Source organism: Martelella sp. FOR1707 (assembly GCF_053484265.1).
The window spans coordinates 222367-247563 of the sequence record NZ_JBAKFP010000002.1 but is presented as its reverse complement, the minus strand read 5'-3'; the positions used below and the strand labels follow the sequence as shown (position 1 = coordinate 247563).

Sequence of the window (25197 nt, the reverse complement as noted above, 5' to 3'; positions counted from 1 at the left end):
GGTTTGGCCGTGATCTTCCACGGCGCGTTCACTCTCATCCGCAAAAGAGGCATTTTTCGCCGCGATTTGCAACGGTTTGAACCGGTTATGCGTTGAACGATGCGACTGACGGTATTTTGCCTTGATCGCGCGGCTGAAACACTGTCAAAAGCGATAAGCCAGCTTCAACGGACGGGAAGATAAAGTGAGCGGACTTGAAACAGCCATCAGGACAGCGCTGGAAAACACGGACCGGCGGGACGCCAACCAGCGCGCCCGGGTCTATCAATCCGCACGGCAGGCGCTGGAAAAGGGCCTTGCCAACCAGAACATAACCGAGCCCGGCGCGGTTGCCCGCCAGCGCCGCAGGCTCGACGACATCATCACCGCCATCGAACAGGAAGAGGCTGCCGCCGCCCGCAAGGCGCGCGAGGCCGAAAAGGCCCCTGCCCGGCCCGTGTTCGACGATCCCTTCGCCGTCGGCCGCGCGCCGGAAAAGCCCGCCCCCTCGCTCGAAGACGAGATTGGCGCGATCACGCCCGGCGAGAGCTTTACCGCCGAACCGGCTTTCGACGACGAGCCGGACGCGCATTTCGCCTATCCCGAAAGCCCGGTGATCGCCTCGGAGGAGGCGGACAATGTCGATTTCACCGAGGCCGGCTTCACCATGGCGCCGCAGGTGGAAAGCGGTCATCTCGACCGCGAGGCGCTGTCGCCGATGGGCGATATCGCGGTAACGGACGAAGACCGCGCGCCGCTTGCAGGCAGCGTGAAGGCCGATCCGCGCCCGCGCCGCATGACGCGCAAACAGCGCAAGGCAGCGGCGAAGGCCGAAAGGAACCAGAAGCCCGTTAGGCGGCGGCGCACCCTCACCACGATGATGATCGGCGTGATCGTGATCGCCTTCCTGCTGCTTGGCGGATGGTGGGTGGTCGATTCCAATTTCGCGCTCAATCCCGAACGCCTCGATACCGCCGTTCCCAATCCCGCCCCGCGCATCGAGGCCGAGGATTTCGAGGGCGCTTCGGGTTGGACCACAATCTACCAGCCGGGCACGGCGAATGTGCTGACGCCCGGTTCGCAGGCAAGTCTTGAGACCGTCACTTTCGACGATGCGCCTGCCGTGGAGATCGCCTCCAACGCGACCGGCGATGCCGGCGCGGTGACGATCGCGCTGCCGGTTGCCGTGCGCGGCATGCTGGAAAGCGGACCGGTGCTGATCGAGATCAGTGCCGTTGCGCCCGATGGCGGCGGTCAGCCGGTCGGCATTTATTGCGCCGACGGCACGATCGAGGGCTGCCAGCGCCACCGTTTCACCGCCACCGCCCATCGCGACAGCATGGTCATCCGGCTCGATCCGAGCCAGGGCGTGCTGCCGAGCCGGCTGATGATTTTAAGCGACCTCAACGGCGCCGGCACCCCGCTCGACATCTTCGCCATCCGCGCCCGCGAAGCCGAGTAAGCCTCCGGCCTTTCACCCCAGGCCCCAGCCGAGCCGCCATTCCGGCGGCTCATATGTTTTCGCGACGCGCCTATCCGGCCAGCATCTTTGCCAGCATGAAGCCGGAGCCGGCGCCCGTCCCGGCCCCAGGCCACGTCGACGCGCCGCACATGTAGAGCGCGGGCACCGGCGTCTTGTAGCGCGAGTATCCGGCGAGCGGACGGAACAGGAAATTCTGGTCGAGATGGTGCGAGCCGGACAGGCTGTCGCCGCCGACCAGGTTGGGGTTTTCCCGTTCCAGATCAAGAGGCGAGAAGACGGCGCTTGCGCGGATCTTTGCCCGCGTTCCCGGCGCGTGGGTCTCGATGATATCGAGCACCCGTTCGGCATAGGCATGCTTGGCCTGGTCCCACTCGGTCTCGGTGATTTCGCCCGCAGCATCGCCCTTGATTTCCGCCGGCAGCACCCGCACCTGCACCCACAGCACATGCTTGCCCTTCGGCGCGCGCGAGGGATCGACCGCCGAGGGCTGGCCGACCACGAGCGCCGGTTCGGCGGGCAACAGCCCGTCCATCGCCTCGGCATAAAGCCGCGACATCATCCGCATGTCGGGCGCGATGTGGATATAGGCATAGTCGCCGAGTTCGGGTCCCGCCGACCATGCCGGCAGATCGTCCATCGCCAGATGGATCATCATCGTGCCGGGGCCGGCGCGGAAACCTTCGAACGTGTCGCCAAGATCACCGAGCGGACTGTTCTTCGGCACGAGGTCGCCGAACAGCAGCTTGGGGTGGACATTGGCGATCACGGCTTTGCGGGCGGAAATCGTCCGGCCGTCGGCGAGCGACACGCCCGTCGCCTTGCCGGCCTCGTCGAGTTCCACGCTCACAACCCGCTCGCCGAGCAGGATATCGCTTCCGGCATCCTCCACCACCCGCGACATCGCGCGGATGATCGTGTCGGCGCCGCCCTTGCCGATCACCATGCCAAACGCCTGGTTCGCCATCGATTCCAGATAGGGAAACAGCGCCCCGCCGGCGACATCGGGGGCGAAATCGAGATGCAGGCCCCAGGTGGCCATCATCACCTTGAGCTTTTCACTCTCGAAATGCCGGTCAAGGAAATCACGCGGGGTTGCCAGCAGCAGCCGCGCCAGCCGGTAGAGCCCTGCCGTGCCGAGCGCCCGCCAGGCCTTCCACACCGCCTTTGCCGTCTGGAAGGAGGGGATCGGCGCGCCCATCAGCGCGAAGATATGGGGGGCGTCGCGGGAAAAATCGGCAAGCATGCGCTCCCATGCCTCGGCATCCTTTTGCGACAGCGCCGCAATGCCGGCCTTTGTCGCGGCGACATCCGTGCCGACGCCGAGCGCCGTCGCATCGCGGAAGACGCTGGCGAAGCAATGGGGCGCCGGCACCAGTTCCAGCCCCGCCACCGAAAGCGTCTCGCGATGGGTAGCGAAGAAGGCGGAGCCGGCGAACATCGACAGGTTCATCGCGCCGAAATCATGCCGGAAACCGGGCTCGGTGTACTCCGCGGTCTTCACCGCGCCGCCAGCCTCCGCGGCCGCCTCGACCACACAGACCTTCCAGCCTTTCGCCGTCAGATGGACGGCCGCCGCAAGTCCGTTGTGGCCCGCGCCAATGATCACCGCATCATATACCGTCGTCGTCGCCATCCGCGTTCCCCAGAAGCAATATACCTATATGCATACATAATTCACGCGCGGTAGAAGAGCATTTTTTCGGGCCGGAGCGCAATAGTGCGTATCGCAAAAGCCGAGCTGCCAATGATTTCGGCATTTGCCTTCGTTTGCGACAGGCCTCTTGGCACGCCCGCAAGAATTGCATCTGCGTCACCATGATCCTTGCATTATCATATTTTCTTTCATAGGCTCTCCGGCAACGTCCGCGACAAGACCGGTCGATCAAGACCGCGCGAAGCGCCGGCACCGGTTCCGGGCGACAAAGGGGAAGATTATCATGAATGACTCATCCGTGCTTGGAAGCCTCGCCTCCGCCCTGCTGTCGGGGTCGGTCAAGGTTGTCGACATCACCGCGCCGCTCGGCCCGGAAACGCCCGTCCTGTACCTCCCGCCGGAATTCGGCCAGAACACGCCGAATGTGAAGGTGCACAAGATTTCCCAGTATGACGAGAACGGCCCGTTCTGGGCGTGGAACTGGATCGAGCTCGGCGAGCATACCGGCACCCATTTCGACGCGCCCTCGCACTGGATCACCGGCAAGGACAATCCCGACAACACCACCGACACGATCAAGCCGCAGAATTTCGTGGCCCCCGTCAACGTCATCGACCGTTCGAAGGAAGCCGAGGCCGATCACGACTATCTCCTGACCGTCGACAGCATCAAGGAATGGGAAGCCGAGCACGGTGAGATCGAGGCCGGGAGCTGGGTGGTGATGCGCACCGACTGGTACAAGCGCAATGGCTCCACCGAAACCTTCCTCAACGCCGATGAGAACGGCCCGCATTCCCCCGGTCCGACGGCGGAGGCGATCGAATATCTGATCTCCAAGGGCATTATCGGCTGGGGTCAGGAAACAGTCGGCACCGATGCCGGTTCCGCCGGCGGCATGGAACCGCCCTTCCCGGCCCATAACCTTATGCATAAGCACAACAAATACGGCCTTGCTAGCCTCTCCAACCTCGACCAGCTTCCCGCCAAGGGCGCGATCCTGATCGCGGCGCCGCTGAAGTTCGTGAAGGGCACCGGCTCGCCGGTGCGCGCGCTGGCGCTGATCGCCTGAGGCGCGCTGACGCTCTGATATAACGCCCCGACGCGACAATGTTGTGCCGCGTCGGGGCGCTTGACGGCTTTTTGGAACGGGGGATCACATTGGCGGATTACGATCACATCATCATCGGCAGCGGCATCAACGCGCTGGTCGCCGCTTCGCTCCTCGGCAAGGCCGGCAAGCGCGTGCTGGTGCTGGAGCGCAACGAGACCATTGGCGGCTGCCTGCTGACCGCGGAGGTAACCGCGCCGGGCTATCTCCACGATGTGATGGCCACCACCATGGTGCTGTTCCTCACCTCGCCGGCCTTTGCGGCGCTCGGCGACGATCTCGCCGCCCGCGGCGCGGAGTTCTGCCACACCGACACGCCGACCGGCGTGTTGCGGCCCGACGGCAGCCATATGATCTACGCCATGGACCGCGCCCGCAATATCGCCGCGTTCAACGCAAAGGCCGCCGGCGACGGCCAGACCTTCGACGCCGAGATGGCGGCGATGGCGGGCGATGCCGATTTCGTGTTCTCGCTGCTCGGCGGCAATCTCTGGTCGGGCGCCACCGCGAAGAAGATGCTGAAGGAAGCCTGGAAGCGCGGACCGCGCGGCCTTGCCGCATGGTTCGGCGAGGCGCTGATGCCCGCGCGCGGCTATCTTGAAACCACCTACACCTCGGACGAGGCGAAGGCGCTGTGGGCACCCTGGGTGCTGCATTGCGGCCTGTCGCCGGAAGCGAGCTATTCGGCCGAGATGCTGAAGGTGATCGGCTTTGCCATCGAGCTCGCCGGCTGCCCCATCGTCAAGGGCGGCGCGGTGAACCTGACCCGCGCCTTCGAACGCCTGATCCGCGACAATGGCGGCGATATCCGCACCGGATGCGATGTCGCCGGCATCACGCTTGGCACGGACGGCAAGGCGAAAGGCGTACGACTTGCCGACGGAACGGATATCGAGGCCCGGCGCGGCGTCATCGCCTCGGTCACGCCCGACCAGCTCTACAAGCGCCTGCTCGGCGAGACCGGCAAACCCATGCCGGCCGATGTCGAGAAAGGACTGAAATCCTATCGCTACGGCAAGGGCGACATGCAGATCCACTACGCGCTGAAAGCGCCGCCGAAATGGAAGGCGGGCGACGAACTCGGCAAGGTCGCCCTGATCCACCTTACAGATGGTCTCGACGCCGTATCGCGTTCGGCCAACGAGGCCGAGCGCGGGCTGCTGCCGGCAGAGCCCACCGTCTGCGTCGGCCAGCCGACGGCGCTGGACCCGAGCCGCGCGCCGGACGGTGGAGCGATCCTCTGGCTTCAGCTTCCCGATACGCCCCGCCATATCAAGGGCGATGCGGCGGGCCTCATCGATTGCCCGGAAGACGGGCACTGGACGGAAGCGCTGCGCGAGGCCTTCGCCGACCGCGTCGAGGCCATGCTTGCCGACCATATCGCGGGTTTTGCGGACAATGTGATTGCCCGCAGCGTCTCCTCGCCCGCCGATCTCGAGACCATGAACATGAATCTCGTCGGCGGCGATCCCTATGGCGGTTTTTGCGGCCTCGACCAGTTTTTCATCTGGCGTCCGTTCAAAACCGCCGTTAACCACAAGACGCACGTGCCCGGCCTCTATCATATCGGCGCCTCGACCCATCCGGGTCCGGGCCTTGGCGGCGGCTCGGGCTTTCTGCTGGCATCCTCGTTGACGTAATGGAGTGGGTTCATGGGTGAGCGTTTCTCAGGCTCGAACGGTGACGGTGAGACGGGCGAGGCCGTCCGCAGCCTCGGCGAAATCGGGCTCAATGCTTTCTCGCCCTATCTGATGAACCGGGTGATGGCGCGCTACAACGCCAACCTCGCCGAAGAACTGAAGCATCTCGGCATGTCCACCGCCAAGGTACGCACCCTTGCTGTGCTCTCGGTCATTCCCTCGGCCACGATCAACGAGCTCTCGGTGCTCGCCGTAACCGAGCAGTCGACGATGAGCCGTACGCTCGATTCGCTGGAGGAGCAGGGCTATATCCGCCGCCAGTCGCGCAACGAGGACATGCGGGTGCGCGATGTCTCGATCACCGAGGAAGGCCGCCTCGCCTTCGACGCCGCCTGGCCGACCATGCACAGCTTCCTCAAGCAGATGTTCGACGGTATCGACGAGGACGAACAACGCGCCTTCGTGACCACGCTGCAGAAGATGCTGCGCAATGTGCGAGTGAACGAGATCTGAGGGGCTGGCAGCAGCCAAGCTCAGGACACCGCCTCGCCGCATAGCCCCCAATCTTCTCGCCCCGGAGGGGAGAGATGTCGCGAAAGCGACAGTGAGGGGGGAGTCCATCCCCGCGAACGCCCTCGCTATTTGAAATGCTGCATCACCCTCACTCCCCCTTTCGGGGGTATCTCTCCCGCAAGCGGGAGAGAATAGTTGGAGCAAGCTTCAATTCAAGTAGCGATTTAAAGCGTCGCCACCGTCTTCAATGCCCCGTCGAGCGCGATGCCGCTTTCGTCGATCAGGGCGGCCTGGCGGAGGCGGCGGAGCCAGTCGGCGCCGTCCTCGCGCTGTTGCAGCATCGGCACGGCGGAGAGCACGCGGTCGAATTTCGACAGGCCGCGGGCGTGGGTGTCGGAGTAACCCTTGACGAGGCGGCGCGTGGCAATCACTTCCGTGGCGAGATCGTAATTGACCGGCAGCACGGCAAGCGCCTGCCTGAGCCAGGCCTCGCGGTGTTCTTCTTCGCGGAAATGACGCAGGCTGCCGCGGCGGATGCGGCGCATGGCGGAGAGGGCATAGAGCGAGGAGAACCAGAACAACGTGCCGGTCTTCACCCGCCTGCCCTTGTTGATGCGGCGATCGAGAAAGGCAAACAGCTTCGGCCGCGCCTCGATCCAGAGGCCGAGCCCCTTCGGCAGCGTGCCGCAGACCTCCTCCATGCGCGGATGCATGTATTCCGTCATGTAGAGAATCTGGTCGTCCTTGACGCCGACCTCGTCCTGAACGCGCTTGAAGCGGGTGCCTCGCACCTTCAGATCGGCAACCCGCACGACATCGTCATAGGCCATGGCGACGGCGACATATTTGGCCGCCGAAACGGTGAAGGCAAAGCCTTTCGCCTCACCGCCATTGGCGCGGTCGGCGGCAAGGAGCGTGGCCATGCGGGTCAGGTATTCGTCGGCATAGGCCGGGTCCTGGAAATCGGTGAGCTTCTTCACGCCGGCAAAGAGCATGGCATGGGCGACCTCCGGAAACTCGGCGCGGATGCGGTTCACGAGCCTGTCGAGCGCGGGATGGCCTGCCGTTTCGGGAAGGGCATCGAGCCGTTTGGCGGGCGTTGCCGAGACCTTGTCGTTTTCACCCTGAAGCGCGCGATTGTAGGCCGCATCGAAGGCTTTGAGGCTGGCGGCAACGCCGCGTCCGCCGGCCTTGATGGTTTCCTCATAGGCTTCCTTGGCGAAGGGCAGCGCCTTCGAGGCTGCGAAGGCGCCGAACATGGATGAGGAGATCACGCTGCCGTTTTTCACCGCCAGCGTATCCATGTCGAAGGCGATGGTCTTGCGGGCGGCGAAATCGGTGGCATCGACAACGGTTTCGGGATTACCGATGCCATCGCCCGGTTTTTCCTTCTCGCCGACGGCGAAGGAGCGATGGGTGGAGGCGATCAGCAGCGTCTTTTCCGGCGTCACAAGACCGCGCATCACCGAGCGGCCGGCCTCCATCAGTTCCGCCGCGATCACGACGTCGACATCGCCCGGCGTTGGCATCAGCGACAGGATCGGCATCGCGCCCTCGCGCGGCTTGAGCAGTTCCAGGTAATAGATCGTCGCGCCCGTCCGCTGGGCAACGCCTGGCACGGAGGTGGTCTGGGCCACCCAACCCTGGCTTTCGGCAAGATGCACGATCCAGTCGGCGAGGACGCCGCCGCCCTGCCCGCCCATGGCGAGGATCGCGATCGAAAGCGGCTTGTCGGCGGAAAGTGCCGCAGTGTCGGTCATCATCATGGGTCTACTCGGCAAAAACGATGCGGCGGGACTGGCGGCGGTTCTGCAGCCAGCCGATCACGGCGGTGCGGACGCGGTGGACGAAGCGGTCCCAGCCGGTCGGATTGTGGATCACATCGGCGCGATAGAAGGAAGGACAGAGGACGGCGGCCTCCGAAACCTCGCCGCAATTGCCGCAGCCGACGCAGGAATTGTCGATCGCCGCCACCGGATCGTCCTTCAGCGGATCGTCGGTGTGTTTGACAGAGAGCGACGGACAGCCCGACAGGCGGATGCAGGCGTGATCGCCGGTGCAGACATCCTCGTCCACGCCGAAACGTTCCTTGACCATGCGCTTGCCATCCTTCACCGCCTTGGCGAATTGCGGCTTCACCCGCCGCTGTTTGTTCAGCATGCATTCGGATGAGGCGACGATGATCTTCGGCCCTTCCTCCTTCGTCGTCAGCGCCTCGCGCAGCGTGTCGCGCATCTTGGCGACATCATAGGTGCGGTCGATCTGTCGCACCCATTTGGCGCCGACGCCCTTGACCGCATCGACGATCGAATTGTTGGTCTTGCGGCGGGCATTGTTTGCCCGAGAGGATAGGATGTCCTGCCCGCCGGTGGCCGCCGAATAATAATTGTCGACCACCAGGATGACGCCGTCCTGCTTGTTGAAGACGGCATTGCCCACCGAGGTCGCAAGCCCGTTGTGCCAGAACCCGCCATCGCCCATCACCGAGATCGAGCGCTTGTCGGATTCGACATTGAAGGCGGAGGCAGACGCCGGGCCGAGACCGTAGCCCATGGTGGTGCCGCCGATATTGAAGGGCGGCAGGATCGAAAACAGGTGACAGCCGATATCGGCAGAGACGTGATGCTCGCCGAGTTCCTTCTCGACGAGCTTCATCGCCGCGAAGATCGGCCGTTCGGGACAGCCGGTGCAAAAGCCCGCGGGGCGCGGCGGCACGACTTCGGCCAGCGCCTTCACCTTCGGATCAGCAAGCACCGGGCCCGCATCCGGCACCGGCGGGCGGTTGCCGAGGATCTGCGGGGCATAGGCCTCGAAGAAGGCGCTGAGGCCGTTGACCAGAACGGGCGTGGTATATTCACCGCCGAGCGGCAGGATGTCCTTGCCGGAAATCTTGGTCTGAAGATCGCGGCGGCGCATCAGCGTATGCAGCGCCTGCTCGATATATTCCGGCGCGCCCTCTTCCAGCATGACCACCGCTTTCTTGCCGGCGCAGAAGTCGACGACCTCCTCGTCGATCATCGGATAGGCGACATTCATACAGTAGATCGGCACCCTTGCATTGCCGTAGACATCGGCAAGGCCGAGCTGCTGCAGGGCGCGCATGGCATTGTTGTAAAGCCCGCCCTGCATGATGATGCCGACATCGCCCTCTTCCGGGCCGAAATATTCGTTGAGCCGGTTTTGCTTCACGAATTCGATCGCGGCCGGCCAGCGCTTCTCAAGCTTTTCCTTCTCATGCTGGAAGCTTGCCGGCGGCAGCACAATGCGGCTGACATCGCGCTTCGGTTTCTCCAGCGCCTCGCGTAGCGTGAAGGCCGGTCGTTTGTTGTCCTTGGCGGCGAACTGGCCATGAACATGGCAGGAGCGGATGCCAACCTGCAGCATGACCGGCGTGTTGGACGCTTCCGACAGCTCGAAGCCCTTTTCGACAGCATCGACGATCGAGGGCAGGTTCGGGCGCGGCGTCAGCAGCCACATCTGCGACTTCATCGAAAAGGCGTGGCTGCGCTCCTGCATGATCGAGGAGCCCTCGCCGAAATCCTCGCCGATGATCACCAGCGCGCCGCCGGTGACGCCGCCGGAGGAGAGATTGGAGAGCGCATCGGAGGCGACATTGGTGCCCGCCGTCGATTTCCACGTCACCGCGCCGCGCACCGGATACATCACCGAGGCCGAGAGCATGGCGGCGGCGGCAGCCTCCGAGGCCGAGGATTCGAAGTGAACGCCGAGATCGGCCATCACATCCTTGGCGTCTGCCAGCACATCCATCAGATGCGAAATCGGCGAGCCCTGATAGCCCCCGACATAGGACACGCCGGACTGCAGCAGCGCCTTGGTGATGGCGAGAATTCCCTCACCCCGAAAGGTATCGCCCTCGCCCAGTTTCAGGTCCTCGACCTCGCGTGCGAACGACCGTTCTGCCATCTCGAATTCCCCTTTTCCGTTGCCCGGAAATTTGAATTAACATGCATTAGCATATTTTTGGGTTTCTTGAAATGTCAACTGAATTAGCGATTTTCCGCGAAATTCAGCCATGACCGACAAATCCCCGCGCCAAAAGGCATGCAATTGCATATTTAAGCATCACAGATGCAAAAATCTGCGCCCAAAACTTTAAGCCTCAAATATTTGCCTTGCCGTGCGGCCCGCTTTGCTCTTAGAGTTGTGTCAGACAACAAGCATGACCCCGCGGAAACGCATCCGACGGGGGTGGGGAACAACTGGAGCATCATCATGACGACCTTTACCCGTCGCCAGACACTTGGCCTTGGCGCAGCCGCACTCGTCTCGGGCATTCTCGCGGGCCGCTTGCCGGTCAACGCGGCCGAGACCGATACGCTTACCATTGCATTCAACGTCAACCTGCCATCCTTCGACCCGACCGTCGGCGCATCCGCCGTCAATCCGACGATCCAGGCGATCTACCGCTCGATCTTCAGCCAGTATGTCGGCCAGAAGACCGATCTTTCCTTCGAACCCGGCATTCTGACCGACTGGGGCTGGAACGAGGACAAGACCAAGGTGTGGATGGATGTGCGCGAGGGCGTAACCTGGCATGACGGTTCGCCGCTGACCCCGGAAGACGTGGTCTGGTCGCTGGAACGCGCCGCCAACCCCGAGACCGGCAACCCGATCCAGTTTGTCTGGTCCACGATCGGCAACTTCTCGGTGGACGGCAACAAGATCACCGCCGACGTGCTGCGCTTCGAGCCGACGCTGTTCATGTGGATGGCGTTCCTGACCGGCTATGTGATGCCGAAGGCCTATTACGAAAAGGTCGGCGCGGCGGGCTTCGAGGAAGCCCCGATCGGCTCCGGCCCCTATATGGTCGAGGAGTATGAGGGTAATGCCTTCCTCAAGCTCAAGGCCTATCCGGGCTATTACGGCGAAAAGCCCGCCTTCGACACTGTCATCTTCAAGTTCGTGCCGGACACGACGAGCCGCGTCGCCGAGATCGAATCCGGCTCCTCCGACGTCACGCTGGAAATCCCCTATGAGGAATATGACCGCCTGATCGCCAAGCCCGGCCTTTCGGGCGTGGCCGAGCCGGTGTCCGATATCGGCATGATCTTCCTCAACAATATCGACGTGATGAACGACAAGAATGTGCGCCTTGCCGCCAATTACGCGATCAACAAGCAGGCGATCATCGACAGGTTGCTGTCGGGCTACGGCGTTCCGCTCGACACGCTGGAAGCGCCGGAATATTCGGCCTTCGATCCCGACATCAAGGTGCCATACGACCCCGAGCTTGCGGTCAAGCTGCTGGCCGAATCCGGCTATTCCGTCGACAATCCTGTGAAGTTCACGATCCAGACCACGCGCGGGCTGAAGCCCAAGGATTACGAGATGATCCAGGCGATCGTCGGCATGTGGCGCAAGGTCGGCATCGAGGCCGATATCGAGGTCTACGAGATCGCCAAGCATTACGAGCTGCGCGCCGCCGACCAGTTGGCGCCCGCCGCCTTCTACAACTGGGGCAATGCGATCGGCGACCCGACCACCTCCACCGGCTTTGCCATGTTCGGCCCCTCGCCGCACTCGGTCTGGAACACCGACGACCTCGACGGCATGATCGGCCCGCTCTGGGGCGAGATGGACGAGGAAAAGCGGATCGAAGGCTGGAAGGCCGTCAGCAAATACATTGCCGAACAGGGCTATGTCATCCCGCTGCTGCAATATGTCCAGCCGATCGTGTTCAAGGACACGCTGACGGTGGAGCCGAACCTTTCGGGCGCGCTGCAGCCGACGCTGGTCGCGCCGAAGTAAGGGCGTGGAACGGGAGGACGGGCGAGCCCTTCCCCCTGAAGCTACAGAGAAGCCCGCCGCTCTCATGAGTCATGCTCGGGCTTGACCCGAGCATCCAGGCCGCACGGAAAACGTTGCCTGGACCCTCGGGTCAAGCCCGAAGGTGACGCCGAGAGGATGGAGGGGTTTTCGATAAGACACTGGAGCAGAGCACCGCTCTCCTCCTTCAAACTTGAAGAAATGCGGCGGAGTTTTCATGTCTGTCACCGGAATTCTCAACCGGGCCGTGATGGCGGCCGTGACGCTGTTCGGCGTTGCGGTGATCGTCTTCTGTCTGCTCAGGATCGTTCCGGGCGATCCGATCGCGATGATGATCTCGCCGGGCGCCTCGGCTGACGATATCCTAGCGCTCCGGGTCAAATACGGGCTCGATTCCAGCATTCCGGTGCAGTTCGGGGTCTGGATACGGGAAATGCTGACGGGTGATTTCGGCACCTCGATCTCGCTCAAGCGCCCGGTTCTGTCGCTCCTGATGGAGCGCCTGCCGGCCACGCTGGAGCTGGCCTTCGCCGCGCTGGTCTTCGGAGTGATCGGCGGCGGGCTGATCGCGATCCTTGCAACCCTTGCCCGCCGCACCCCGCTGGAATCGCTCATCGACGTGTTGAACGGGCTGTTTCTCGCCGTGCCGGATTTCGTCTGGGCGCTGCTTTTGGTGCTGGTGCTCGGCGTTGCCTTTCCGGTGTTTCCGACATCGGGACGCGTCGATCCCTCGCTCTCGGGCGATTTCACCACCAATTTCTACCTTATAGAAAGCCTCGTCACCCTCCGCTTTTCGCTGTTCTTCAATGTGCTCTCCCACATGGTCATGCCGGTGCTGGCGCTTGGCCTGCCGCTCGCCGCCGTCATCATCCGCACGCTCAAGGAAGCGCTGAACGAGGCGATGCTGCAGGATTATGTGCTGCTGGCACGGCTGAAGGGCATGTCCGAAACCCGCCTTGTGGTGCAGGAGACGCTGAGGAACGCGATCGGCCCGACGCTGACGCTGACCGGCGTGCAGTTCACCTTCATGATCGGCGGCACCGTGATCGTGGAGAGAATATTTTCCTATCCCGGCATCGGCAATATGGCGATCGACGCGGTCATCAACCGCGACCTGCCGCTGATCCAGGGCATCGTCTTGATGTTCGGCCTGATCTTCGTGCTGATCAACATCGCCATCGACCTTGCCGGCAACTTCTTCAACCCGAGGCTCAAACATGGCTGACACAACGCTTGCCGGCGCCCCGCCCAAGAAACGGCACCCGATGCTGTCGGCCCTGCTCGCCGAACAGAGGGTATTGTGGGGCGGCGGCATCATTGCCCTCCTGTTCCTGATCGCGATCTTCGCGCCGCTGATCGCCCCGCATGATCCGCTGGCGCAGGACCTGATGCTGTCCCGCATCCCGCCTGTGACATGGCCGGGCGCGGAACCCGGCTATTATCTCGGCACCGACGATCTCGGCCGCGATGTGCTGTCGCGGCTGATCTACGGCACACGGATCGCGCTTATGGTTGCCGTCATCGCAGCCGGTCTCGCGGCCATTCTCGGCTCTCTGCTCGGCCTGCTTGCCGGCTGGTACGGCGGCTGGACCGACCGGGTGATCTCGCGCCTCGTCGATATCTGGATGGCGTTTCCGCCGGTGCTGCTTTCGGTGCTGCTGGTAGCGGTGCTGGGCGCCGGCCTGCATTCGGTGATCGCGGCGATCGTCATCATCGACTGGACCCGTTTCTGTCGCGTGGTGCGCGCCGAAACCATCGCCCAGGCCAGCATGGATTACGTGACCGCCGCGCGCACCGTCGGGTTTGCGCGCATGCAGATCCTTATCAAGGAGATCGTGCCCAATATCATGCCGGTGTTCGTCGCGCTGCTGAGCCTCGAAATGGGCATTGCCGTGGTGGTCGAGGCGATCCTGTCCTTCGTCGGGCTTTCGGTCTCCTCCGACACCCCGACATGGGGCGGGATGATCGCGGCCGGCCGCCAGACCATCCACCATACGCCCTGGGTGCTGATTGCCCCGCTTGGCATGCTGCTCGTCACCGTGCTTTCCTTCAATCAGCTCGGCAATGGCCTGCGCCGGGCGCTCGATCCGGTGATGCGCCGATGACTCTTCTGACGATTGACGCACTCAGCGCCGTTTCGCTGCGCGACGGCAACCGCCCGGTGCTCTCCGATGTATCACTCACCCTTGAGCCCGGCGAGGTGCGCGGGCTGGTGGGCGAGAGCGGGGCCGGTAAATCCACCATCGCCAAGGCGTTGCTTGCCATGTTGCCGGCAACGGTGAAGGTCACCGGCGGCCATATCCGCTTCGAAGGCCGTGATCTTCTGACGCTGCCTGGCCGGGCGCTGCGCGAGATCATGGGCAACGAGATCACCCTGATCCCGCAGGACCCGCAGACCGCGCTGAACCCCGGCCGGCGGATCGAGGCGCAGCTCACCGACGGGCTGCGGCTGAAACGCGGCATGAGCGGCAAGGAGGCGCGCAAGGTTGCCCTTTCCATGCTGGAAGAGGTCTATATCCGCGACCCCGAGCGGGTGATGCGCTCCTACCCGCACGAGCTTTCCGGCGGCATGCGCCAGCGCGTGCTGATTGCCGCAGCCTTTGCCATGCGGCCGAAACTGGTGGTGGCCGACGAGCCGACCACCGCGCTCGATGTCACGGTCCAGAAGCAGATCCTCCGCCTGATCCGGCAGATGCAGAAGGCCCACGGCACGGCCGTTCTGTTCGTCACCCACGATCTCGGCGTCGTCGCCCAGATCTGCGACAGCGTGACCCTGCTCTATGCCGGGCGGGTGATCGAACAGGGCCGAACGGCTGAGGTGCTCGCAAATCCCGCCCATAATTACACCCGCGCGCTGATCGCCGCCGGGCCGCGCTACGACCGGCCGGATGCCGGGCTGGAGCCGGTGCCCGATGCCGTGTTTGCTGAATTGCGCGCCGAGATCGGGGAGGCATCGCGATGAGTGAGCCCCTGCTTTCCGCCACCGGCATCAAGGTCACCTATGGCGCTAGCGCGTCTCTCTTCGGCAAGAAGCACGGCAATACCGTGCTCCATGGCGTCGACATCGAAGTCGCGGCCGGCGAAACCGTCGGCATTGTCGGCGAGAGCGGGTCGGGCAAGACCACGCTCGGCCGTGCGCTGCTCAGGCTGGTGGATGTCGCCGAAGGCGAAATCCGTTTCGACGGCAAGGACATCACAAGGCTGGACGATGGCGCGATGCGGCCGCTTCGTCGGCGCATGCAGATGATCTTCCAGGACCCGATGGCCTCGCTCAATCCGCGCCACTCGATCGGCAGGATCCTCGGCGAACCGCTGATCCTGCATGGCCTTGCCGAAAACCGGAAGGCGGCGCGCGATCAGGCGGCGGCCATGCTGGAACGCGTATCGCTGCCGGAAGAGGTGCTGGCGCGCAGCCCGCACGAGCTTTCCGGCGGCCAGCGCCAGCGCATCGGCATCGCCCGAGCGGCGCTGCTCAGGCCGGACTTCGTGCTCGCCGACGAGATCGTCTCCGGCCTCGATGTCTCAACCCAAGCGCAAGTTCTGAACCTCCTGAAGGACCTCAGCCGCGAGATGGGGCTTTCTATGGCCTTCATCAGCCACGATCTCTCGGTCATTCGCGCGGTCTGCGACCGGGTCTACGTCATGCAGTTCGGCAAGATCGTCGAGCATGGCCGGTGTGCGGAGGTGTTCGACAATCCGCAATCAGCCTATACCCGCACCCTGCTCGATGCGATTCCGCTGCCGGAAATCGACCCGGACTGGCTGGACCGGGTGGCCGTTGACGAGGCATAAGGCCCGAGCACACCAGATTCCGGAGGACTTATGAGCGGCTTTCGCCAGACATGCATCGCGTTTGAACGCGTGATCGGAACTTTTGCCGCGATCCCGCATCCGGTCGCCGTCGAGATCACCGCGGCAGCCGGACCGGATTTCATCTGCATCGACTGCGAGCACGCCCAGATCGGCCGCGAGCGGGTAGAAGACATGATCCGCGCCGCCGATCTTCACCGGGTTCCCGCAATGGTGCGCGTGCCGGGCCATGCGCCGGAGGCAATCGCGAGCGCGCTTGATGCGGGCGCGGCCGGCGTGCTGGTGCCGCGCGTCTCCAGTGCCGACGAGGCCCGCGCCGCCGTTTCCGCCACCCGGTTTCCGCCTGTGGGCCGGCGCGGCGTCGGTCCGGGGCGGGCGGCCGGCTATGGCTACCGCATTGCCGAGACCCTGAAATCCGCAAACGAGACCGTCCTGCTCGCAATCCAGATCGAAACCGCCGAAGGACTTGCTGACATCGAGGACATCGCGGCGGTCGAGGGCGTCGACGTGATCTTCATCGGCCCCGGCGACCTGTCGGTCACGATCGATGCCATGGGGCCCGAAAACGCAGACAAGCTCAATGCGGCGATACGGCGGATTGCCGATGCCGCGCGCGCCGCCGGCAAGGCGGTCGGCCTGTTCCGGCCGGACGGCTCCGATGTGGCGGCGTGGGAAAAGACAGGGATCAGCTTTTATATCATCGGCTCGGACGCGATGATGCTGTCCGCCGGCCTTGCCGACGGACTGAAACAGGCGCGTTCATAACCTCAAAGCCCGGCGTGCCGATGGGCCTCGGCCATCGAATTTTCCGATTTTATGTCGCGGGTGATCATCGCCGTCACCGTGCGGGTGACGCCGGGAAGCTGGCTGATCTCCATGCGCAGCACCCGGTCAAGCGCGGCCATGTTGGCGGCCATGATGTGCAGCAGATAATCGGCCTCGCCGGTGGTGGCATGGGCGCGTCGCACAAGCGGATGGGCGCGCACCGCGCGTTCGAACGGCTCGAATAGCTCCGGCCGGATCGAGACCTGCACCAGCGCCTCGATGCCGAAACCCATGCCTGCCGGATCGATCGCCGCGCGATAGCCACGGATCAGCCCCGCCTCCTCCAGCGCCTTCACCCGGTTCCAGCATGGCGTCTTCGACAAGCCGACGGTTTCCGCGAGCTCGGCAAACGACATCCGCGCATCCCGCTCCAGAAGCCCGATGATCTTGCGATCAATTTCACTGATGGTCATTCGTTCTTCCATTTCGTTCTCACGAAGAACAACGTACCGAATTTTCGGCTGAGCTGACAAGCTCAGAAACAATGTTTGCCGGCGGGGGCGGTAGAATTGACCAAAAGCAACCCGCGGGAACACGAATATGGACAAGCAGCACTATCACGATCGTATCGAAAACCCCGTCATGCTCGACTATGGCGTCTATCTCAATGTCGAGCAGCTGCTCGCCTGCCAGAAGCCGCTTGGCGAAATGGCGAATGCCGACGAACTCCAGTTCCAGATCGTCCATCAGGTCGAGGAGCTCTGGATGAAGCTGATCGCCTACACGCTTGTCGATGTGATGGACTATATCGAGAAGGAGGATACAAACCGGGTGGTGACCCTGATGGGCCGCGTACACCGGCTGATGAAGCTGATGACGGCCCAGCTTGATGTGCTGGAGACCATGTCGCCGAAGGAGTACCAGCAGATCCGGCTGCAGCTCGGCAATGGTTCGGGCCAGGAATCGCCGGGCTTCAAGCTGCTGTTGCGGTTGCCGCCCGATCTCTGGCAGATGTTCAAGGCCCATTACCTGACCGGTCGCGGCCTCACCGTAGCCGATATCTATGACGGCAAATACGATCATGGCGACAGCTATGTCGTGGCCGAGGCGCTGGTGGAATTCGACGAGTTGTTCCAGAAATTCCGCGCCAACCATGTCTATCTGATCCACCGCTCGATCGGCCTCGGCTCGAAATCGCTCAAGGGCCGGCCGGTGGACCTGCTGCAGGCCGGCGCGCGCTATCGCTTCTTCCCCGAGCTCTGGGACATCCGCTGCGACATGACCGACGCCTGGGGCGCAAGCTACGGCGTGGTGCGCGAGGCGATCAGCGGGAAGGGCAAGGGGTAACGAGGCGTCTGTCGTCACCCGCGCATCGCGGCAACGAGCTCCTCAACCACCGCATTCCCTTCATGCTCGCTCTTCTTCGCGCGCATGAAGCAGGCTTCCGATTTCAGGATCAGCCCGTCGGACAGGATCTTCAGGTGATTGGCTTTCAGCGTCGAGCCGGTGGAGGTGATGTCGACGATGATGTCGGCCTGTCCGGCCATTGGCGCGCCCTCGGTTGCGCCGAGGCTTTCGACGATGCGGTAGAGCTGGATGCCGTGGGTGGCGGTGAAGAACTGCTGGGTTAGCCGCCAGAACTTGGTGGCGATCGCAAGCCTGCGGCCATGGCGACTGCGGAACTCGGCGGCGACGTCGTTGAGATCGGCCATGGTATCGACATCGAGCCATATTTCCGGCACCGCGACCACGACATCGGCCTGGCCGAAGCCAAGGCGGGAGACGATCTCGACGCGGGCATCGGCATTGGCTACATTCTCGCGCACGACGTCCTCTCCGGTCACGCCGAAATCGACCGCGCCGCTGCCGACCTCACGCGCGATCTCGGAGGCGGAGAGAAAGGCGATCTCGATATCGTCGCGCCCTTGGATCTGGCCGCGATAGGAACGGTTGTTGCCATTGGTCGCGACCTTTAGACCGGCTGCGCTCAACGCCTGTTCCGCACCTTCCTTGATGCGCCCCTTGGAGGGCAGAGCAATCGTGACAGTCATCGGATATCCCTCATGCCTGCGCGCTCGATCCGGTCGAGCCAGAGCGAGAACCCGACCGCCGGAATATGGTCGCCTGCGCCAAGTAGCGTCAGCAGCCGGTCATAGCGCCCGCCGCCGGCCAGAAGTGCCGCGCGCGGGCCGGCTTCCGTGATCTCGAAAACGAGGCCGGTATAGTAATCGAGCGGCCGCCCGAAGGCGGCGCGATAAGTGATGTTGGAAACGGCAACGCCGCTTGCCGCGATCGCCGCGATCCGGTTTTCGAAGGCGGCAATCGCCGAAACGATATCGAGGCTGAATTTTTCCGCGAAGCCGGTAAGCGCTTCCGACGCCTGATCGAGGCCGATATCGAGCGCCAGGAATGTGGTGAGCGCGTCCAGCGCCTCGGCATCCAGGCTGGTGACCGACAGCGCCAGTTTCTCCTTCAGCCGCCGCGCGATTTCCTCCGGGCTGCGGCTGGCATTGGTGGAATAACCGGTCGCCTGCATCGTCTCGTCGATATGGGCGACCAGCCCGGCCTCGTCGCCATCTGCGAGAAAGCCGGCGACGCGCCGGTCAAGCCCGCCGACAGGCTGCGGCCGGGCAAGGGCGTCGAGCAGCGTTTCCAGCCGCTTCTGGTTGCCAAAGGCGTGGATCAGCCGCTTCTGCCAGCCGCCTGGCAGGCCGAGCGCGCCGACGACCGCCTCGAACAGATTCTGGTCGCCGAGCGTGACCGAAACCGGCGTCTCCGGCAGGCAATCGCGCAGGACATCGAGCGCATCGGCGATGGCACGAGCATCGGCCTTTGCGAAATCCGCGCTGCCGAGATCCTCGATGCCTGCCTGAAAGAATTCGGAAGCGCCGTCATCGCGGGCCTGGCGGAATACCATGCCGCAATAGGCATAGCGTTTCGGCGTGCCCGCATTGTTCTCGATATGATGGGCGCAGACGGGAATGGTGAATTCGGGTCGAAGACACAGGCTTTCGCCGGTCTCGCTCTCGGTCATGAAGATGCGGCGGCGCAGCGCCTCGCCCGCCATATCCAGAAACGGGGCAGCGGGCTGAATGACCGGAATATCGGTCAGCGCCGTATCGCGCGCCTTAAAGGCTTGAAGGATGGCGCCGGCGCAATCCGGCAGGCTGGTGGACGGCATACGGTCTTCCCTGTTCGCCGCAACCGATGACCATCCTTTCAGCCAAATGTCAACGATTTCGGGCGGAAAAGCTCACGCGATCGCCTGCATCAATTCGATGCGGTTGCCGAAGGGATCATAGACATAGCTGCGCAGGAAACCTTCAAGCGGCTCGTCTTTCTTTACCTCATAGCCGGCCATCGCCACGCGGGCCGCGAGCAAATCGACATCATCAACAAGGATCGCCGGATGCGCCTTGCGGGCGGGCCTGAAGTCCTCCTCGACGCCGAGATGGATGCGCAGCCCGTCCGCTTCAAACCAGCACCCGCCGCGCGGCTTCAGGTTGTCGGGCTTTTCCACCTCGGGCACGCCGAGAACATCCCGATAGAAGGCGCGCGCCTTGTCCTCGCCGCCGGCCGGCATGGCAAGCTGCACATGATGGATCGCCTTCAGCATCGCGCCTCCTGTTTCGTCCCTAACCCAGAACCGTCGTCACCGCCTTCTTCGTCGCCGCAACGATCTGGTCGGCCTCATCCCGCGTCAGGCAGAGCGGCGGGGCATAGCCCAGAATATCGCCCTCCGGCATGGCGCGGGCGATGACGCCTTCGGAAATCAGCGCGGCGGCAAGGTTGGGGCCGACCTTTTCCGACGGATCGTAGAAAGTCCGGCTCTCGCGATCCTTGACGAATTCAACGGCCAGCAGCATGCCCTCGCCGCGAATATCGCCGACATGGGGGTGATCGGAGAGCGCATCCTTCATGGCGGAGCGCAGATAGGCGCCGGTTTCGCCCGCGTTTTTCACCAGTCCCAGTTCATCGATAAGCTTCAGATTGGCAACGCCGGCAGCGGCGCCGATCGGATGGGCGGAATAGGTCCAGCCATGGCCGATCGGGCCATTTTCATCCGTGCCCTGTTCCAGCACCTTCCACACCTTGTCGGATACGATGGTGCCGGAAAGCGGCGCATAGGCGGACGTCAGCCCCTTGGCGATGGTGATCAGGTCGGGCTTCAGGCCGTAATGATCCGAGCCGAACATGGTGCCGAGCCGCCCGAAGCCGGTGACCACCTCATCGGCGATCAGCAGGATATCGTGCTTTTCCAGCACCGCCGAAATCGCCTTCCAGTAACCTTCCGGCGGCGGCACGATGCCGCCGGTGCCCAGCACCGGCTCGCCGATGAAGGCGGCGATCGTATCCGCGCCCTCGCGCTCGATCCGCATTTCGAGCTCCGCCACGCAATGGGCGACGAAATCGGCCTCGCTCATGGCGAGATCCTTGCGACGGTAGTAATAGGGCGCGGTGGTGTGGAACACCCGCTCCAGCGGCAGGTCGAATTTCCTCTGGAAGCCGGCAAGGCCCGTCAGAGAGCCGGTCATCAGCCCGGAGCCGTGATAGCCGCGCCAGCGCGAGATGATCTTCTTCTTCTCAGGCCGGCCAAGGATGTTGTTGTAGTACCAGACCAGCTTGATATTGGTCTCGTTCGCATCAGACCCCGAGAGGCCGAAATAGACCTTGGACATGTGATCGGGCGCGCGGTCGATCACCATCTTCGCCAGATTGATCGAGGCCTCCGTGCCGTGGCCGGCATAGGCGTGGTAATAGGCAAGCTCCTTCGCCTGCTCTGCAATCGCCTCGATGATGCTTTCCTGGCCGTAGCCGACATTGACGCAATAAAGCCCACCGAAGCCATCCAGCAGCTTCTTTCCGTCGCGATCCTCGATGAACACGCCCTTGGCCGTCTTCACGATCCGGCTCGGACTTTCGCCGCGCGCATGCTGGGCGAGATGGGTCGAGGGATGAAAGAAATTCTCCCGGTCGAAACGGTCGAGCTGGTCGTTGGTGAGCATCGTATCCTCGTGCTGTGAAAGGGCTTGCGCGCCGTGTTGAAACCGTGTTGTATACAACATCGAGAGAGAATGCAAAGGAGAACGTTTGCCCGGCGCACGATGGCGCAGCCTTCCCTCCCATTCTGCGTCATCCTCGGGCTTGACCCGAGGATCCAACCACGTATGTCGCGAGCGGCGTTTGCGGGTGGAGCGGAGGAGAGAGAGCCTAGTTCGCCACGCCCTCCTTTCGCAGGGAAAGGTGATTAGATCCTCGGGTCAAGCCCGAGGATGACGCCCGCAGGGAGGCTGACGCCAAACAATCCCCCTCAAGGGGTGAGATCAGCGCTCCTGGCAGGCTTAGGAAGGTGGCAACGCCGGTGAATCAAGAGACGTAGAAAAACGTGCAAACACCAACTGTTGTGCACAACAAAACGAGGAAAGCCATGGCGGCGACGGAACTGCCCTTTTCGAAATCGGAATATGACCGCCGGCTGGCGCTGACCCGCAAGGCGATGGAAGCCTATGGGCTGGATGCGCTGGTGGTGACTTCGCCCGCCGGCATGAACTGGCTGACCGGCTATGACGGCTGGTCCTTCTATGTCGATCAGGCCGTGATCGTCACCGGCGAGGGCATGCCCTACTGGTGGGGGCGGCTGATGGATGCCAATGGCGCCCGCCGCACCGCATTCCTCGATGAGGATCATATCCTCTGGTACGCCGACCGCTACATTCAGGCAGACGGCATCCACCCGATGGATGATCTGGCCGAAAAGCTCGCGGGGCTGGCGCTCGACAAGGCCCGCATCGGCGTGGAGATGAATGCCTATTACTATTCCGCAGCCGGGCACGCCGCGCTGGTGAAGGGCCTGCCGGGGGCAACGATCAAGGACGGTTCGGGCCTCGTCGACTGGCAGCGCGTGGTGAAATCGGATGAGGAAATCACCTTCATGCGCAAGGCGGCAAAGATCTCCGACCGGGTGATGGGCCGTGCCATGGAGATTGCCGAGCCGGGCATGAAGAAGAACCATTTCGTCGGCGAACTGATGAAGACCGCGATCACCGGCATCGACGATATCTGGGGCGATTATCCGGCGATCATGCCGCTGCTGCCGTCGGGTCCCGACGCCTCCGCGCCGCATCTGACCTGGAGCGGCGACGAGTTCAAGACCGGCGAGGCCACCTTCATCGAGCAGGCCGGCTGCTATCGCCGCTACCACGCGCCGCTCAGCCGTACCGTCTTCTTCGGCAAGCCGCCGCAATTCATGACTGACGCCGCGGCAGCGCTGGTGGATGGCCTCAACGCCGGCATCGAGGCGGCGCGGGCCGGCAACCGGGCCGGCGATATCGCCGCGGCGCTGGAAAAGGAACTCTGGAAGGTCGGCATCGAGCGGCCGAACCGCTGCGGCTATGCCACCGGCCTCGCCTATCCGCCGGACTGGGGCGAGCACACGGTAAGCATCCGCACCAGTGACGAAACCCTGCTGAAGCCGGGCATGACGCTGCACTTCATGCCGGGGCTCTGGATGGATGACTGGGGACTGGAAATCACCGAGACCATCCTGATCACCGAAAACGGCCCGGCCGAGGCGCTCTGCAGCGTCGAGCGCAAACTGTTCGTGAAGGACTGACCGTTGAGCGATCTGTCTGCCGCCCGCGATATTCTTGCAGACCTTGTCGCCTTTCCCTCGGTTTCATCGGAAAGCAACCTGCCGCTGATCGCCTATATCGCCGAGCGGCTGTCGGATTGCGGCGCGCGGGTGGAAATCCTGACCGATGCCACCGGGACCAAGGCCAATCTGTTCGCAACCCTCGGCGACGACCGCCCCGGCGGGCTGATGTTGTCGGGCCACAGCGATGTCGTGCCCGTGGACGACCAGCTCTGGACCAGCGACCCGTTCACGCTTGCAGAGCGCGACGGCAAGTTCTTCGGTCGCGGCACTTGCGACATGAAGGGCTTCATCGCCGCCTGCCTTGCCAAGCGGGAGACGCTTGCCGCGTTCGCCGAACGCAAGCCGATCCACTTCGCCTTCACCCATGACGAGGAGGTCGGCTGCATCGGCGCGCGGGCGCTGACCGAATGGCTCACAACCCGGGAAGTCCGTCCCGCGCTCGCGATCGTGGGCGAACCCACCATGATGCGGGTGATCGAGGGCCACAAGGGCTGCTGCGAATATACCGTCACCTTCACCGGCCGCTCCGGCCATTCCTCCGCGCCCGAAGCCGGGATCAACGCTGTTGAATACGCCGCCCGCTACATCGCCCGGCTGATGGAACTGCGCGAACGGCTGATGGCGCGCGTGCCGGAAGGCTCGCGCTACCAGCCGCCCTATGCGACGCTGAATGTCGGCGCGCTGGAGGGCGGGTTGTCGCACAATGTCATTGCGCCCCGCGCGGTGCTGCGCTGGGAAACCCGGCCGGTGATCGCCGAGGACCTGTCGCTGGTGAAAGACGACATTGCCGCCTATTGCACCCGCGACCTGCTGCCCGCCATGCGCGCGGTGGCCCCGGAAGCCGATATCGAGACGGAGGTGATCGGCGAGGCGGCGGCGCTGTTTCCGAGAAACGAAAACGCCGCCCGCGACCTCGCCTTCCGGCTCACCGGCGAGGACAGCGCCGATGTCGTCCCCTTCGGCACCGAGGCCGGCTTCTTTCAGGAAATCGGCATGGACGCCGTTGTCTGCGGGCCGGGTTCGATCGACCAGGCCCACAAGCCGGACGAATTCTTGAGCGCGGATCAGCTCGGCCACTGCCTCGCCATGCTCGACCGGCTCGGAAGCGCGTGGCGATGACGACGGAGGAAATGACCGGACGCGACCGGCTCGCCCAGATCCACGACATCATCCGCGAGCGGATCATGATGCTCGACTATCCGCCGGGCGAGAAACTCTCGGAGGTGGCGCTGGCGGCGGAATTCGGCGTCTCGCGCACGCCGCTCCGTCGCGTGCTGGCAGGGCTGGAGGATGAGGGTCTACTGCTCTCCGTCCACGGCGTCGGCACCATCGTCACCGATGTTGACCTTGAGGAACTGGCGCAGGTCTATCGCCTGAGGATGGAGCTTGCCGTGCTGATGGCGCATCTAGATCCCGCACCGGTCACCGAGGAGATCGTGACGGATTTTCGCGCACTCCACGAGCGCGCTGTTTCGCTCAGGAACGCCCCCGCGCCGCGCGATTTCGCGGCACTCGACCGTGACATGTTTCTGGCGCTCAACCAACTTTCGCTGAACCAACCCCTCCGGGACACCGGCGAACGCCTCTATTTCCGCACCGCCCGCATCTGGCTGCAGGCGATCACCGCCTCGGCGGCGGACCTCGAAAATGAAGCGGAGATCTATTGCCGGGAAACCGCCGAAATCCTCGCCGCAGTCGAGGCCGGCAATCTCGACGCGCTTTGCCATCTCCGCCGCGCCCATATCGCGATGAGCTTTCAGCGGATGCGATGATCAGGTTGGCACGAATGCCCCGCAGGTTCGC

General features: G+C 63.6%; 22 protein-coding genes. 14 read left to right on the top strand and 8 right to left on the bottom strand.

The features are described from left to right. Positions 1-184: 184 nt before the first annotated feature. Positions 185-1441 (top strand): hypothetical protein, encoded by a 1257-nt coding sequence (locus tag V6765_RS05015; RefSeq protein ID WP_448426989.1) that lies wholly within the window; start codon positions 185-187, stop codon positions 1439-1441. 70 nt (positions 1442-1511) lie between these two features. Here the strand turns inward: V6765_RS05015 and V6765_RS05010 are convergent, their stop codons facing one another. Further along, complete coding sequence (locus V6765_RS05010; protein WP_448426987.1) at positions 1512-3095, bottom strand: phytoene desaturase family protein; 1584 nt, start codon at positions 3093-3095, stop codon at positions 1512-1514. Positions 3096-3399: 304 nt separating this feature from the next. Between V6765_RS05010 and V6765_RS05005 the strand changes: the two genes are divergently transcribed. The 3 genes from V6765_RS05005 to V6765_RS04995 all read left to right on the top strand — a co-directional run bounded on the left by V6765_RS05005 (position 3400) and on the right by V6765_RS04995 (position 6377). Continuing rightward, entirely contained in the window at positions 3400-4185 is a 786-nt protein-coding gene (locus V6765_RS05005; RefSeq protein WP_448426985.1) for a cyclase family protein, read from the top strand. A gap of 89 nt (positions 4186-4274) precedes the next feature. Next, positions 4275-5864 (top strand): phytoene desaturase family protein, encoded by a 1590-nt coding sequence (locus V6765_RS05000; protein WP_448426983.1) that lies wholly within the window; start codon positions 4275-4277, stop codon positions 5862-5864. A 12-nt stretch (positions 5865-5876) separates the two neighbouring features. Then, positions 5877-6377 (top strand): MarR family winged helix-turn-helix transcriptional regulator, encoded by a 501-nt coding sequence (locus tag V6765_RS04995; RefSeq protein ID WP_448426981.1) that lies wholly within the window; start codon positions 5877-5879, stop codon positions 6375-6377. A gap of 224 nt (positions 6378-6601) precedes the next feature. Here the strand turns inward: V6765_RS04995 and V6765_RS04990 are convergent, their stop codons facing one another. Both V6765_RS04990 and V6765_RS04985 read right to left on the bottom strand, forming a co-directional pair. Further along, positions 6602-8143, bottom strand: coding sequence for an indolepyruvate oxidoreductase subunit beta family protein (locus V6765_RS04990; protein WP_448426979.1), 1542 nt, complete (start codon positions 8141-8143; stop codon positions 6602-6604). A 4-nt stretch (positions 8144-8147) separates the two neighbouring features. After that, positions 8148-10301, bottom strand: coding sequence for a thiamine pyrophosphate-dependent enzyme (locus V6765_RS04985; protein WP_448426977.1), 2154 nt, complete (start codon positions 10299-10301; stop codon positions 8148-8150). Between the two features lie 309 nt (positions 10302-10610). Here V6765_RS04985 and V6765_RS04980 point away from each other — a divergent pair, with 309 nt between their 5' ends. The 6 genes from V6765_RS04980 to V6765_RS04955 all read left to right on the top strand — a co-directional run bounded on the left by V6765_RS04980 (position 10611) and on the right by V6765_RS04955 (position 16739). Further along, the gene (locus tag V6765_RS04980; RefSeq protein ID WP_448426975.1) at positions 10611-12146 is read left to right on the top strand and encodes an ABC transporter substrate-binding protein; all 1536 of its coding nucleotides are present in this window, start codon (positions 10611-10613) and stop codon (positions 12144-12146) included. Positions 12147-12381: 235 nt separating this feature from the next. Then, positions 12382-13389 (top strand): ABC transporter permease, encoded by a 1008-nt coding sequence (locus V6765_RS04975; protein ID WP_448426973.1) that lies wholly within the window; start codon positions 12382-12384, stop codon positions 13387-13389. Next, on the top strand, positions 13382-14269 hold the full coding sequence (locus tag V6765_RS04970) for an ABC transporter permease (RefSeq protein WP_448426972.1): 888 nt from the start codon (positions 13382-13384) through the stop codon (positions 14267-14269). The genes V6765_RS04975 and V6765_RS04970 overlap by 8 nt, the downstream gene beginning before the upstream one ends. Next, entirely contained in the window at positions 14266-15126 is an 861-nt protein-coding gene (locus V6765_RS04965; RefSeq protein ID WP_448426970.1) for an ABC transporter ATP-binding protein, read from the top strand. The genes V6765_RS04970 and V6765_RS04965 overlap by 4 nt, the downstream gene beginning before the upstream one ends. Next, on the top strand, positions 15123-15956 hold the full coding sequence (locus tag V6765_RS04960; RefSeq protein WP_448426969.1) for an ATP-binding cassette domain-containing protein: 834 nt from the start codon (positions 15123-15125) through the stop codon (positions 15954-15956). Before V6765_RS04965 ends, V6765_RS04960 begins: the two co-directional genes overlap by 4 nt. Positions 15957-15986: 30 nt before the next feature. Beyond that, positions 15987-16739, top strand: a complete 753-nt coding sequence (locus tag V6765_RS04955; protein WP_448426968.1) for an HpcH/HpaI aldolase family protein — start codon at positions 15987-15989, stop codon at positions 16737-16739. Positions 16740-16741: 2 nt separating this feature from the next. Here the strand turns inward: V6765_RS04955 and V6765_RS04950 are convergent, their stop codons facing one another. After that, complete coding sequence (locus V6765_RS04950; protein WP_448426967.1) at positions 16742-17212, bottom strand: Lrp/AsnC family transcriptional regulator; 471 nt, start codon at positions 17210-17212, stop codon at positions 16742-16744. A gap of 127 nt (positions 17213-17339) precedes the next feature. Here V6765_RS04950 and V6765_RS04945 point away from each other — a divergent pair, with 127 nt between their 5' ends. Then, a complete protein-coding gene (locus V6765_RS04945) occupies positions 17340-18086 on the top strand; it encodes a tryptophan 2,3-dioxygenase family protein (RefSeq protein WP_448426966.1) in 747 nt (248 codons plus the stop codon). A gap of 14 nt (positions 18087-18100) precedes the next feature. Here the strand turns inward: V6765_RS04945 and hisG are convergent, their stop codons facing one another. The 4 genes from hisG to V6765_RS04925 form a co-directional block, all read right to left on the bottom strand. Beyond that, the gene (gene hisG, locus V6765_RS04940; RefSeq protein ID WP_448426965.1) at positions 18101-18790 is read right to left on the bottom strand and encodes an ATP phosphoribosyltransferase; all 690 of its coding nucleotides are present in this window, start codon (positions 18788-18790) and stop codon (positions 18101-18103) included. Beyond that, complete coding sequence (locus V6765_RS04935) at positions 18787-19920, bottom strand: ATP phosphoribosyltransferase regulatory subunit (protein ID WP_448426964.1); 1134 nt, start codon at positions 19918-19920, stop codon at positions 18787-18789. The genes hisG and V6765_RS04935 overlap by 4 nt, the downstream gene beginning before the upstream one ends. A gap of 72 nt (positions 19921-19992) precedes the next feature. Beyond that, the gene (locus V6765_RS04930) at positions 19993-20355 is read right to left on the bottom strand and encodes a VOC family protein (RefSeq protein WP_448426962.1); all 363 of its coding nucleotides are present in this window, start codon (positions 20353-20355) and stop codon (positions 19993-19995) included. Between the two features lie 19 nt (positions 20356-20374). After that, the gene (locus tag V6765_RS04925) at positions 20375-21745 is read right to left on the bottom strand and encodes an aminotransferase (protein WP_448426961.1); all 1371 of its coding nucleotides are present in this window, start codon (positions 21743-21745) and stop codon (positions 20375-20377) included. A gap of 422 nt (positions 21746-22167) precedes the next feature. On the opposite strand from V6765_RS04925, the gene V6765_RS04920 reads away from it, so the two are divergent. Genes V6765_RS04920 through V6765_RS04910 form a run of 3 tightly spaced genes read left to right on the top strand, consistent with a single transcriptional unit; the run spans position 22168 to position 25166 of the window. Beyond that, complete coding sequence (locus V6765_RS04920) at positions 22168-23352, top strand: M24 family metallopeptidase (protein WP_448426959.1); 1185 nt, start codon at positions 22168-22170, stop codon at positions 23350-23352. Positions 23353-23355: 3 nt separating this feature from the next. Next, complete coding sequence (argE, locus tag V6765_RS04915) at positions 23356-24513, top strand: acetylornithine deacetylase (RefSeq protein ID WP_448426958.1); 1158 nt, start codon at positions 23356-23358, stop codon at positions 24511-24513. Continuing rightward, positions 24510-25166 (top strand): GntR family transcriptional regulator, encoded by a 657-nt coding sequence (locus V6765_RS04910; protein ID WP_448426957.1) that lies wholly within the window; start codon positions 24510-24512, stop codon positions 25164-25166. The genes argE and V6765_RS04910 overlap by 4 nt, the downstream gene beginning before the upstream one ends. The last annotated feature ends 31 nt before the right edge of the window (positions 25167-25197 follow it).

Coding starts and splice junctions, on each gene's coding strand:
- V6765_RS05005 (WP_448426985.1), top strand. CDS start 3,400: ATGAATGACTCATCCGTGCTTGGAAGCCTCGCCTCCGCCCTGCTGTCG.
- V6765_RS04995 (WP_448426981.1), top strand. CDS start 5,877: ATGGGTGAGCGTTTCTCAGGCTCGAACGGTGACGGTGAGACGGGCGAG.
- V6765_RS04930 (WP_448426962.1), bottom strand. CDS start 20,355: ATGCTGAAGGCGATCCATCATGTGCAGCTTGCCATGCCGGCCGGCGGC.
- V6765_RS04980 (WP_448426975.1), top strand. CDS start 10,611: ATGACGACCTTTACCCGTCGCCAGACACTTGGCCTTGGCGCAGCCGCA.
- V6765_RS04990 (WP_448426979.1), bottom strand. CDS start 8,143: ATGATGATGACCGACACTGCGGCACTTTCCGCCGACAAGCCGCTTTCG.
- V6765_RS04965 (WP_448426970.1), top strand. CDS start 14,266: ATGACTCTTCTGACGATTGACGCACTCAGCGCCGTTTCGCTGCGCGAC.
- V6765_RS04950 (WP_448426967.1), bottom strand. CDS start 17,212: ATGACCATCAGTGAAATTGATCGCAAGATCATCGGGCTTCTGGAGCGG.
- V6765_RS04910 (WP_448426957.1), top strand. CDS start 24,510: ATGACGACGGAGGAAATGACCGGACGCGACCGGCTCGCCCAGATCCAC.
- hisG (WP_448426965.1), bottom strand. CDS start 18,790: ATGACTGTCACGATTGCTCTGCCCTCCAAGGGGCGCATCAAGGAAGGT.
- V6765_RS04920 (WP_448426959.1), top strand. CDS start 22,168: ATGGCGGCGACGGAACTGCCCTTTTCGAAATCGGAATATGACCGCCGG.
- V6765_RS04970 (WP_448426972.1), top strand. CDS start 13,382: ATGGCTGACACAACGCTTGCCGGCGCCCCGCCCAAGAAACGGCACCCG.
- V6765_RS04975 (WP_448426973.1), top strand. CDS start 12,382: ATGTCTGTCACCGGAATTCTCAACCGGGCCGTGATGGCGGCCGTGACG.
- V6765_RS04925 (WP_448426961.1), bottom strand. CDS start 21,745: ATGCTCACCAACGACCAGCTCGACCGTTTCGACCGGGAGAATTTCTTT.
- V6765_RS04935 (WP_448426964.1), bottom strand. CDS start 19,920: ATGCCGTCCACCAGCCTGCCGGATTGCGCCGGCGCCATCCTTCAAGCC.
- V6765_RS04960 (WP_448426969.1), top strand. CDS start 15,123: ATGAGTGAGCCCCTGCTTTCCGCCACCGGCATCAAGGTCACCTATGGC.
- V6765_RS04945 (WP_448426966.1), top strand. CDS start 17,340: ATGGACAAGCAGCACTATCACGATCGTATCGAAAACCCCGTCATGCTC.
- V6765_RS05010 (WP_448426987.1), bottom strand. CDS start 3,095: ATGGCGACGACGACGGTATATGATGCGGTGATCATTGGCGCGGGCCAC.
- V6765_RS04985 (WP_448426977.1), bottom strand. CDS start 10,301: ATGGCAGAACGGTCGTTCGCACGCGAGGTCGAGGACCTGAAACTGGGC.
- V6765_RS04955 (WP_448426968.1), top strand. CDS start 15,987: ATGAGCGGCTTTCGCCAGACATGCATCGCGTTTGAACGCGTGATCGGA.